Source organism: Paracoccus sp. UBA5162, assembly GCF_002413585.1.
Lineage (GTDB): Bacteria > Pseudomonadota > Alphaproteobacteria > Rhodobacterales > Rhodobacteraceae > Paracoccus.
In genome coordinates this window covers 10,933-21,724 of the sequence record NZ_DHXG01000101.1, presented here as the reverse complement: position 1 = coordinate 21,724, position 10,792 = coordinate 10,933, and the positions used below count along the sequence as shown (strand labels likewise).

The 10,792-nt window shown below is 64.7% G+C and carries 9 protein-coding genes and 2 pseudogenes; 5 read left to right on the top strand and 6 right to left on the bottom strand.

Annotated features, from left to right (window positions below):
• Positions 1 to 633: 633 nt before the first annotated feature.
• From B4A72_RS16140 to B4A72_RS16115, 5 genes and pseudogenes are all read left to right on the top strand, one after another.
• Positions 634 to 1,005, top strand: coding sequence for a MarR family transcriptional regulator (locus B4A72_RS16140; RefSeq protein WP_292979133.1), 372 nt, complete (start codon positions 634 to 636; stop codon positions 1,003 to 1,005).
• A 12-nt stretch (positions 1,006 to 1,017) separates the two neighbouring features.
• Positions 1,018 to 1,940: pseudogene (locus B4A72_RS16135) on the top strand (Mu-like prophage major head subunit gpT family protein).
• A gap of 1 nt (position 1,941) precedes the next feature.
• Complete coding sequence (locus B4A72_RS16125) at positions 1,942 to 2,859, top strand: phage protease (protein ID WP_292979129.1); 918 nt, start codon at positions 1,942 to 1,944, stop codon at positions 2,857 to 2,859.
• A 120-nt stretch (positions 2,860 to 2,979) separates the two neighbouring features.
• Positions 2,980 to 3,408, top strand: coding sequence for a phage virion morphogenesis protein (locus tag B4A72_RS16120; RefSeq protein WP_292953728.1), 429 nt, complete (start codon positions 2,980 to 2,982; stop codon positions 3,406 to 3,408).
• A complete protein-coding gene (locus B4A72_RS16115; RefSeq protein WP_292953726.1) occupies positions 3,405 to 3,794 on the top strand; it encodes a helix-turn-helix domain-containing protein in 390 nt (129 codons plus the stop codon). The genes B4A72_RS16120 and B4A72_RS16115 overlap by 4 nt, the downstream gene beginning before the upstream one ends.
• 127 nt (positions 3,795 to 3,921) lie before the next feature.
• On the opposite strand, the gene B4A72_RS16110 is transcribed toward B4A72_RS16115, so the two are convergent.
• From B4A72_RS16110 to B4A72_RS16085, 6 genes and pseudogenes are all read right to left on the bottom strand, one after another.
• Entirely contained in the window at positions 3,922 to 5,598 is a 1,677-nt protein-coding gene (locus B4A72_RS16110) for a ribonuclease J (protein ID WP_292979127.1), read from the bottom strand.
• A complete protein-coding gene (locus B4A72_RS16105; protein ID WP_292957477.1) occupies positions 5,591 to 6,370 on the bottom strand; it encodes a type III pantothenate kinase in 780 nt (259 codons plus the stop codon). Before B4A72_RS16105 ends, B4A72_RS16110 begins: the two co-directional genes overlap by 8 nt.
• A gap of 3 nt (positions 6,371 to 6,373) precedes the next feature.
• Complete coding sequence (locus B4A72_RS16100; RefSeq protein WP_292979125.1) at positions 6,374 to 7,144, bottom strand: biotin--[acetyl-CoA-carboxylase] ligase; 771 nt, start codon at positions 7,142 to 7,144, stop codon at positions 6,374 to 6,376.
• A complete protein-coding gene (gene nuoN / locus B4A72_RS16095) occupies positions 7,137 to 8,669 on the bottom strand; it encodes an NADH-quinone oxidoreductase subunit NuoN (protein ID WP_292957471.1) in 1,533 nt (510 codons plus the stop codon). The genes B4A72_RS16100 and nuoN overlap by 8 nt, the downstream gene beginning before the upstream one ends.
• A 10-nt stretch (positions 8,670 to 8,679) precedes the next feature.
• On the bottom strand, positions 8,680 to 10,248 hold the full coding sequence (locus B4A72_RS16090) for an NADH-quinone oxidoreductase subunit M (protein WP_292957468.1): 1,569 nt from the start codon (positions 10,246 to 10,248) through the stop codon (positions 8,680 to 8,682).
• Between the two features lies 1 nt (position 10,249).
• Positions 10,250 to 10,792 (bottom strand): annotated as a pseudogene (locus tag B4A72_RS16085) (NADH-quinone oxidoreductase subunit L); the annotation flags it as partial.

The following is a 10,792-nucleotide window of genomic DNA, read 5'->3' as shown; positions in this document are numbered from 1 at the left end:
GCTGCTTCAAGATATCGTCGCTGCGGTTCCTGACCGCTGCGGCCGCCCCGAAGGCCATCACGGCGCTGAAGGCGATGAAGGCACGGTCCCGCGCGGCGTGACACTCCGAAACACGGCAATGGAAGGGCCGCGCGGCTTGCGCTGCCCTTTTTCGTGAGAGGCGCTGATTCGCCCGCTGACAGGCTTTGCTGTTTTCCGGCTACCTGTTCAGCGCCTAACCCTTTCGCGCCCGTCCTGCCTATTCTAAACACCGTTTAACGGCGAAGCCTGACGGCTACTGCCGAGGTGTTCAGCCCATCGGACTTGAAAATCGGTAGCGATCCTGCGATATGATCGTGTGAGCCTGAGCCATTTTCAGAGAGCCGGTCATGTGCCGTGGGGGATGTCTCTGGCCCCCCGGGTTCACACCCCGCCACGCTTGCGAACGGTCGCGGCCAGCGCTAGATTTCCTTTGACGCCTGAGCCATTTTCGGAAAGCCGATCATGTGCCGTGAGGGATCTGTCTGGCCCTTAAGGCGTTACCCCCTGAACCCATTCAGGGAAGGAAGGTATTCAGGGTTGCCATAGGTTTGAGCCATGGCAATCGACCCGACACCGCATCTTCTCGTTCCTTCCTGCGCCGACTGCGCAGCCATGGGCATGCATGTGCCCGAGATGCTGCACGAGATGGAGGAAGATATCGGCGCGGATGCCGTGCGCGACTTCCTTCTTGCGCATGGCGGGCGGGAATTCTCGATCCCCGTGCGTCACGACCTTGACACGCTGCCCGGACGGCAAATGACGGCCACCGACTGGCTGGTGCTCAACCATGGCTTCGGCCGGATTACGCTGCCGAAAGGGCCGGCCGGGCATCGCATGCGGGTCAATTTCACCGTCCTGACGCTTCGCCGGGAAGGCCGCAGCGTCGGGCAGATCGCGACCGCGACCGGCATCCATTCCCGCAGCGTCTCGGCGATCCTGAAGCGCCTGACCGAACGCGGCCTTCTGACACAACCCTTCACCTGACGGACCCCAGACATGCCCATCATCAACGCTGAAAATCTCGACCTTGCCTTCCGGGGTTTCAAGTCGATCTACTCCACGGCCTACCTCGCCGCGCCCAGTCAGGCCGCGAAGGTCGCGATGACGGTGCCCAGCAGCTCGCGCGACGAAAGCTATGGCTGGCTGGGGCAGTTCCCGCAGTTGCGGGAATGGCTGGACGGCGAGCGCGTCGTGCGCCAGCTGAAGGCTCATGGCTTCACCATCGTGAACCGCAAGTTCGAAAGCACGGTTTCGGTCTCGCGCGACGATTTCTCGGATGACCGGCTCGGCGTCTTCAAGCCGATGTTCGCCGAGATGGGGCATGCCGCCGCGCTTCATCCCGACGAAATCGTCTTTGGATTGCTGGCGCAGGGCACCACGACCCTGTGCTTCGACGGCCAGAACTTCTTCGATACCGACCACCCGGTCCTCGATCCGGACGGCGCCATTGTGATCGACGGCGAGACCTATTCGCCGGTCAGCAATTTCGACGATGGCGCCGGGCCGACCTGGTATCTTCTGGATACCTCGCGCGCCGTCCGGCCGATCATCTGGCAGGAGCGCGAGAAATACGAGTTCCAGAACGTCAACCGGCTGAATGACGAGCGCGTCTTCATGACCGACAACTTCCTTTACGGCATCCGGGCACGGGTGAATGCGGCTTCGGCCTGTGGCAGTTGGCCCATGCCAGCCGCGAAGCCCTGAACGCGGCCAACTATGTTGCGATCCGCGCACAGATGCAGACGCTGACCGGCGATCAGGGACGCCCGCTCGGCATCCGCCCGAATGTCCTGGTCGTGCCGCCGCAGCTGGAAGAGGCGGCGTTCCACCTCCTGAACACCGAGACGCAGGATGGCGGCGGTTCGAACCCGTGGAAAGGCACCGCCGAAATCGTCGTCACCCCGTATACGGGCGGCTGACATGACCGGACGCACCGCGATCTGCGAGGCCGTCGAGCTTCCCGCAAAGACCGCGCCGGACTGGGTGCATCTTCTGCCGGTCGGCGCGGTCAACGGCCGCGACGGGCGGCGCTGGCGTCTGGACGATCCGGCCCAGCTTATCGCCCGGTCGGCGAAGGGCGGCGATCTGCCGATCGACTACGACCACGAAAGCGAAAAGCCGAAGTCCCATGGCGGGCCGCTGCCCGCCGCCGGCTGGATCAAGAGCCTGCAAACGCGGACGGACGGCATCTGGGGCAAGGTCGAGTGGACCGGCCGCGCGGCCGAGATGATCGCCAACCGGGAATACCGATTCCTGTCGCCCGTCCTGCACTATCACCCGACCACCGGGCAGGTCCTGCGCCTGATCGGGGCTGGCCTTGTCCACCGCCCCAACCTCGCCCTGACTGCCCTTTCCGAACAGGAGATGACCATGCCCGATCCACTTGAGGACGCCGCCACCGCCGATCTTTCGCGCATCGCCACAGCCCTCGGCCTGAACGAAACCGCCGATGCCGATACGATCCTGACCGCAATCAACGCGCAGACGGCGCCCGATCCGGCGCGCTATGTGCCCATCGAGGCCGTGGCCGATCTGCTGAAACAGCGCAACAGCGCGGCCAGCGACAACGCCGCGCGCGCGGCCGATGCGAAGGTCCAGCAGGCGATGAATTCCGGATACCTGACCCCGGCCATGCGCGATTGGGCCGTCGCCCTCTGCACCCAGGACGAAGCGAGATTCGACGGTTTCATCGCGACCTCCACGCCGGCCTATGCTCACCTTCATCGCCCGAGCCGCTTGCACGATGTCGGCCACGAGGCGCAAGGACGTAGACCGGCCAGCGCCGATGAACGGGCGATCTGCGAACAGCTCGGCCTGACGCCCACAGATCTGAAATAGGAATGTGCGGCCCGGTTGGGTAGCGATGACGGGCCGCACAGCCACCGCCCCGCAACGGTTCGGGCTTCTCTGTCCCGGTCGAGGGCCGATGCGGGGCGGTGATCTGAAAAGGAGAAAGTCATGAGCGGAGCCGCTGTCACGACCGATATTGACGCCAGCGAGGCGCGCGCCGCATTGGCGCGGCTGAACGACAGCCAGATTCGCGGCATCCTCGCAGCCATCGGCGCAGTGATCAAAAGCCAGACCGTTCACCGTATCGACAGCGAGAAGCGGGCACCTGACGGTGGGTGCTGGGCACCCTGGTCGCTGGACTATGCGCGGTCACGCTCTGGCGGACATTCGCTTCTGGAAAACGAGGGCCACCTTCGGGACAGTATCGGCTGGCAGCTGCGCGGCGATGAAGTGGCCATCGGCACCAACCTGGTCTATGGCGCGGTTCATCAGTCCGGCGGTGACGGCACGCCGGCGCGTCCATATCTCGGCTTCTCCGGCGAGAACCGCGACGAGATCGAGCGGCTGGTGGTCGCCGGCATGGAAGACGTTCTGTGACGGGCGCGCCCGTTCAATCGCCCGGTCAGGGCCGCGTGACGGCCGACGATCTGTCCGGGATCGACACCGCCCTTGCCGAATTATCGGTCCTGCGCGGCACGCTCTCCCGGCTTGAAACCTCTCTTGAACGGCTGCGCGGCGCGGCCCTGCAACATTCCCTGTCACAACTTCCGGCATGCGATGTGCCGCCGACCGAACGCCGCCGCGCCCACCGCTCAGGCCGCCCGCCGATCATCGACACCGACCCCGAATTGCAAGCCTTCATCCTCGCCCGCCTCGACCGGCTGACCTATCATCAGATCGCCGCCGCCATCGCCGAACACTTCCCGCCCGAGCGCCACATCAGCCACGCCACCGTCCACCATTGGGCGCAGAAACGCCGCTGACACATCTTGCGACGGCCCCTGACGATATCGGATAAGCGCGAGAAATTCATGGGTCTTCGCACATCAATCGCTAGAATAATTGGTTACATGCCAGAATTAATAGTTACACAATAGCGGCCCGCGCGGCTCAGTCGGCCATGAGGCGGCTGATGATGACCGTTACTTCGGGCTTCTTGCCGATCTCTTCCATCGCCACCTGGCGGGTGATCTTGCGCAATGCCTCGTCCATCTTGGCATCGTCGCGGACCACGCGCGCGTCGGCGCCTTCCAGGAAATCGGCCAGTTCGCCCTCGATATGCCGCGCCAGATCGTCGCCGCTGCGGGTGCGGCCGGGCAGGCCCATCAGTTCGACCCAGGCATCGGGCAACGCATTGTCATCCTCGTCCACGATGACGCTGACCAGGGCATGTCCATTCAGCGCCATGCGGATCCGGTCGCGCACGATCCCGTCCATCGCCCCGATCAGCACCGTGCCGTCAAGATAGAGCCGCCCCGTCTCGACCTGATCGACCACTTTCGGCCGCTCGCCCGTCAGATCGAGCATCGTGCCGTTTACCGCGATCGTCGAGCCCAGGCCCTTGTCGCGCGCCAGCAGCATGTGTTCGCGCAGGTGCAGATGCTCGCCATGCATCGGAATCACGATCTCGGGCTTCAGCAGATCGTGCAGCGCCTCGATATCGGGGCGGTTGGCGTGGCCCGAGACATGGAACAGCCCGTCATCGGCGTCATAGACATTGACGCCCGATTCGCTGAGCGCGTTCATGATCCGGCCGACGGCGCGTTCATTGCCCGGAATGGTCTTTGAACTGAACAGGAAGCTGTCACCGTCTTTCAGCGACAGGCCCAGATAGCGGCCGCGCGACAATTGCGCGCTGGCGGCGCGGCGTTCGCCCTGTGAACCGGTAACGATCAGCATCACCTTGTCGCGCGACAGGTTCGCGGCCTCGTCGGGGCCGATCGTATCGGGAAAATCGGTCAGGACGCCGGTTTCCAGTCCGACCGAAACCATTCGCCGCATCGCCCGACCCAGCAGGCAGACCTTTCGCCCCGACGCGATCGCGGCCTCGGACAGGGTCTTGAGCCGCGCGATGTTGCTGGCAAATGTCGTGGCCACCACCATGTTCTTCTGCGCCATCACCCATTCCAGGATCGGGTTGGCCAGCAGCGCCTCGGACCGGCCGGGATGGGTCGAGAAGACATTGGTCGAATCGCAGGTCAGAACCTTGATCCCCTGCCCCTCGCTGGCCACGTCATGCCACAGGATCGGATCGAAGGAATCGCCCACGACCGGTGTGCCGTCCAGCTTGAAGTCGCCGGTATGCACGATCCGTCCCGCCGGCGTGTCGATGATCAGCGCCGCGCTTTCGGGGATCGAATGGCTGACCGGCACGAATTGCACGGTGAAGGGACCGACCTGCGTGACTTCGGGACGGGGGCCGGTGATGTTCACGGCCTCGCCCGGCAGTCCCTGCTCTTCCAGTTTCAGGCGGCACAGCGTGCCGGTGAACTGGCGGGCGTAGATCGGCACGTCCAGACGCGACCAAAGATGGCCCAGGGCACCGATGTGATCCTCGTGGCCGTGGGTGACGAAGATCGCCTCCAGCCGGTCGCGGTTCTGTTCGAGCCAGGTCAGATCGGGCATGATCAGGTCGATGCCGGGACTGCTGTCCATATCGCCGAAGGTCACCCCGAGATCGACAAGGATCAACCGTTCCTTGCCCGGCGCACCATAGCCGTAGACATAGGCGTTCATGCCGATTTCGCCGGCGCCGCCCAGCGGCAGATAGATCAGACGTTCAGCCATGGCCCGCCTCCTTGTTGTAATCGTGAATGAGACGCAGACCGTGCATCGTCAGATCGTCCTCGATCGCGTCGAAGAGGTCAAACCCCTGATCGAACAGCGGCGCAAGCCCCCCCGTCGCGATAACCTTCATCGGACGGTCGCGTTCCGCCCGTATCTGGCCGACGATCCCCTGCACCAGACCGATATAGCCCCAGAAGACACCCGACTGAATACAGGCGACGGTATTCGTGCCGATCACCTTCGCCGGCATGGTGACATCGACATGCGGCAGCGCGGCGGCGGCCATGTGCAGAGCCTCCAGCGACAGGTTCACGCCGGGTGCGATGACACCGCCGATATAGGCGCCGTCCACATCGACCACGTCGAAGGTCGTCGCGGTGCCGAAATCGACCACGATCAGGTCGGGGCCGTGGCGGTCGAACCCGGCAACGGTGTTGACCAGGCGGTCGGGGCCGACCGTCGTGCCGACATCGACGCGGGGCTGAACCGGCAGCAGGCAGTCGGGCTTGCCCACGACCAGCGGCCTCGTATCGAAATAGCGATTGCACAGGACGCGCAGATTGAAGACCACGCGCGGCGCGGTCGCGCTGATGATGCAGGCGTCGATTTCCAGCCTGAATTTCTGCACCTCGATCAGCGTGGACAGCCAGACGAAATACTCGTCCGCCGTGCGCCGGTGATCGGTCGCGATGCGCCAATGTGCCAGAAACCTGCCGCCATCCCAGATCGAGAAGACCGTGTTCGTATTGCCGGTGTCGATGCACAGAAGCATGGCTTACGCCCCGCCGAAATAGATGTCGGCGGCGGGAATCGCCTTGCGTCCACGCGGTGTCGAGAGGATCAGCGCGCCGGTCTCGTCGATGCCCTCGAAAACGCCGGTCGTTTCGGTCCCGCCTGTGCGGGCGGTGATCGTCTCGCCCAGCCGCGCGGCGCGGGCCAGCCAGGCGGCGCGGATCGGCCCGAAGCTGTGATCGCGCATCTGCCGCTGCCGATGGTCGAAGGCGATTGCCAGCGCGTCCAGCAATTCGTCCGGGGTGACGGCAAGGCCGGTCTCGCCCTTCAGGCTGACGGGCCGGATGGACTGGTCGGCCGCAATCTCGGGGGCGCAGGCCAGATTGACGCCGATGCCGATGGCCAGCGCGGTCACCTGACGCCCCGAGCCGGCGCTTTCCAGCAGGATCCCCGACAATTTGCCGCCGTTCAGCAGCAGGTCATTGGGCCATTTCAGTGCAAGGTTCAGTTGCGGCCCGCAGAGCGTCATCAGCGCATCATGCACCGCCAGGGCCGCGACAAAGGACAGTCGCGCGGCGTCCGCGGGCCCGCCCTGGGGCCGGATCAGCAGGGTTGCCGCGAAATTTCCCGGAGGGTCGGTCCAGGCCCTGCCCCGCCTGCCGCGCCCGGCCTCTTGCCGACGCGCCATGATCCAGGCCGGACCGGCGATCCGGTCCGCAAGCCGCATCGCTTCGGCATTGGTGCTGTCAACGCGGTCCAGAACATGCCGGGCCACGTCCCTTGGCCATGCGGAGGGAATGATGACGTCAGTCACCCGCAGGCTCGGTTGGTGTCGGATCGGCCGGCCCTTCGCCGGACACGACCGGCCCCCCCTCGCCGACGCCGGGATCGGTCACCTCGGTCCCGACCAGCGATTGCGCGGCGGTGGCGGCAGCATTGTCCACGCCCAGCATCGTCACCGCGCCCAGCAGCAGCATTGCGGCAGGCACGACCAGCGCCGTGAACTGCACCAGCCCCATGCGGCTTTCCACGCCCTCGTTTTCGGCCCCGAAGAACATGTAATAGACGATGCGCAGGTAATAGAACGCCCCGATCACCGAGGCGACGACGCCCGCGACGGCCAGCCAACTCATCCCCGATTGCACCGCCGCCGAAAGAACTCCGTATTTGGCGAAGAAACCCAGAAACGGCGGCACGCCGGCAAGGCTGAACATCAGGAACAGCACCGCGAAGGCCTTGAGCGGCTCGGTCGCGGCGAAACGGTTCAGGCTGTCCAGCATCACGACCGGACGGCCCTCGCGCTCCATCGACAGGATGAAGGCGAAGGTGCCCACGTTCATCACCGCATAGATCGCCATGTAGATCAGCATCGCCTGCACGCCATAGGCGGTTCCGGCCGCCAGCCCGACCAGCGCAAAGCCCATATGCGCGATCGAGGAATAGGCCATCAGCCGCTTGATGTTGCGCTGTCCGATCCCGGCGATCGAACCCAGGAACATCGACATCACCGCCAGCGCGGCGATGATCTGGCCCCAATCGCCGGGGACGTTGCCGAAGGCGCCGAACATCAGCCGGGCGATCAGCGCCATGGCGGCGATCTTGGGCGCGGTGGCGAAGAAGGCCGTCACCGGCGTCGGCGCGCCCTCGTAGACATCGGGCGTCCACATGTGGAACGGCACCGCCGAGACCTTGAACGCCAGGCCGACCAGCAGGAAGACCAGGCCGAACAGCAGGCCCAGCGACATCTGGCCCGCGCCGATCGTGGCGAAGATGCCGTCGAAATTGGTGGTCCCCGAGAAACCGTAGACCAGCGAGGCACCATAGAGCAGCATCCCGGAACTGAGCGCGCCCAGAACGAAATATTTCAGCCCCGCCTCCGAGGACTTGGCGCTTTCGCGGCGCATCGCGGCCACGACATAGAGCGACAGCGATTGCAGCTCCAGCCCCATATACAGCGACAGCAGGTCCCCGGCCGAGACCATCACCATCATGCCCGTCGCGGCCAGCACGATCAGGATCGGGTATTCGAACCGCATCAGCCCGTGCCGACCCATGTAATCGACGCTCATCGCCAGGACAGCGGCGGCCGAGACCAGCAATGTGACCTTGGCGAAGCGGGCGAAGGCATCGTCGCGGAACATGCCGAAGAAGGCGGTGCCGTCCGGCCGGTTCGAGAAGCCGATGAAGAAGCCCGCGATCAGCAGGGCCGCGACACTGGCCCAGAGTATCGCCTTGGCCAGATCGTCCTTGCCGAACCATGCGCCGGCCATCAGCGCGGCCATCGCATAGATCGCCAGCAAAAGCTCGGGCAGGATGGTCGAGATATCAAGCGCGGTCATCTTGCGTCCCTCACTGGCTGGCTTCGGCCGGTTCCGCCTGCGCGGTCACGGCCAGCCCGTCGCGCGGCTCTTGCGGCAGGGCATCGTTGTAGCTGACCAGCAGCGCCTCGACGGCGGGGCCGGTGATGTCCGTGACCAGCCGCGGATAGACACCCAGAAGCAGTGTCATGGCGACAAGCGGCGCGAAGATCCAGCGCTCGCGCGGGGTCATGTCGCCGATGGTCTTCAGACTTTCCTTGATCAGCGCGCCCAGCGTGACGCGGCGATACAGCCACAACGCATAGGCCGCCGACAGGATCACCCCGGTCGTGGCCACGAAGGCGACCCAGGTATTGGCCTTGAACGCGCCCATCAGGGTCAGGAATTCGCCCACGAAGCCCGAGGTGCCCGGCAGGCCGACATTGGCCAGGGTGAAGAACATGAAGATCAGCGCATATTTCGGCATCCGGTTCACCAGACCGCCATAGGCGTCGATCTCGCGCGTGTGCATCCGGTCGTAGATCACGCCCACGCACAGGAACAGCGCGCCCGAGATGAAGCCGTGCGACAGCATCTGGAAGATCGCGCCATCCAGCCCCTGCTGGTTGGCCGCGAAGGTGCCGATGGTGACATAGCCCATATGGGCGACCGAGGAATAGGCGATCAGCTTCTTCATGTCGGTCTGCGCCAGCGCCACCAGCGAGGTATAGACGATGGCAATGGCCGACAGCCAGAAGACCAGAGGCTGCAGCATCTGCGACGCCACCGGAAACATCGGCAGCGAAAAGCGCAAGAACCCGTAGCCGCCCATCTTCAGCAGCACGGCGGCCAGAACCACGGAACCGGCGGTGGGCGCCTGAACATGCGCGTCGGGCAGCCAGGTATGGACCGGCCACATCGGCAGCTTGACCGCGAAACTGGCGAAGAAGGCCAGAAACAGCAGCGTCTGCATCCCGCCGACCACGGTAAAGCCCAGCACGCGCGTGGTCTGCGAGGGAAAGTCGAATTGCAGCAGTTGCGCGATGTCGGTGGTGCCGGCGGTGCGGATCATCGCGATCATCGCGACCAGCATCAGCACCGAGCCCAGGAAGGTATAGAGAAAGAACTTGAAGGCCGCATAGATGCGGTTCGCGCCGCCCCAGATGCCGATGATCAGGAACATCGGGATCAGCCCGGCCTCGAAGAACAGGTAGAACAGGATCAGATCCAGCGCCGTGAAGACGCCGATCATCAATCCCTCCAGCACCAGGAAGGCGATCATGTATTCCTTGACGCGGGTCTCGACCTCCCAGGTGGACAGGATCGTCAGCGGCATCAGGAAGGTGGTCAGCAGCACGAACAGGATCGAGATGCCGTCGACACCCATCTTGTAGCGCAGGCCCATGATCCAGGCGTGATCCTCGACGAACTGGAAGCCGGTATCGCCGGAATCGAATCCCGCCAGCAGGAACAGCGAGATCAGGAAGGTCGCAGAGGTGGCGATCAGCGCCAGCCATTTCGCGTTCTTCCGCGAGGCGGGGTCGTCGCCGCGCAGGAACAGGGCCAGGATCGCTGCCGCGACGATGGGCAGGAAGGTGATGATCGAAAGAAGGTTCGTCATGTCAGTATGCGCCCCGCATCATCACCCAGATCAGCAAGCCCACGATGCCCAGAACCATCGCGAAGGCGTAATGGAACAGATAGCCGGACTGAACCCGGCCCGCGAAACGGGTCAGCCGGGGAATGATTCCCATGGCCACCCCGTTGATGGCGCCGTCGATAACGGCTCCGTCCCCGCCCGTCCACAGGGCACGCCCCAGCCATCTGGCCGGACGCACGAAGACGAAGTCGTAGATCTCGTCGAAATACCACTTGTTGAGCAGGAAACGATACAGCGCGGGCTGTTGTGCGGCCAGCCGGGCGGGCGCCTCGGGATAGCGGATATAGAACAGCCACGCGACCAGCAGCCCGCCCAACATGGCGATGAAGGGCGACAGCTTGACCCAGGCCGGGACGTGATGCGCCTCGTCCAGAACCTCGTTGTCGGGCCGCATGTAGATCGCGCCGCCGACGGGGGGCGGGAAATCGGTCGCTGCCGCCTGGTCGCCGCCCTCGGCGGCGCCGGGTGCCGCCTGTTCACCCTCGGGCGCGGCCTGCGCCGGCTG

Excerpts from the sequence above, each read along its gene's own strand:
- B4A72_RS16110 (WP_292979127.1), bottom strand. The coding sequence starts at position 5,598 with ATGGCTGAACGTCTGATCTATCTGCCGCTGGGCGGCGCCGGCGAAATC.
- B4A72_RS16140 (WP_292979133.1), top strand. The coding sequence starts at position 634 with ATGGGCATGCATGTGCCCGAGATGCTGCACGAGATGGAGGAAGATATC.
- B4A72_RS16125 (WP_292979129.1), top strand. The coding sequence starts at position 1,942 with ATGACCGGACGCACCGCGATCTGCGAGGCCGTCGAGCTTCCCGCAAAG.
- B4A72_RS16105 (WP_292957477.1), bottom strand. The coding sequence starts at position 6,370 with ATGCTTCTGTGCATCGACACCGGCAATACGAACACGGTCTTCTCGATC.
- B4A72_RS16090 (WP_292957468.1), bottom strand. The coding sequence starts at position 10,248 with ATGACGAACCTTCTTTCGATCATCACCTTCCTGCCCATCGTCGCGGCA.
- nuoN (WP_292957471.1), bottom strand. The coding sequence starts at position 8,669 with ATGACCGCGCTTGATATCTCGACCATCCTGCCCGAGCTTTTGCTGGCG.
- B4A72_RS16120 (WP_292953728.1), top strand. The coding sequence starts at position 2,980 with ATGAGCGGAGCCGCTGTCACGACCGATATTGACGCCAGCGAGGCGCGC.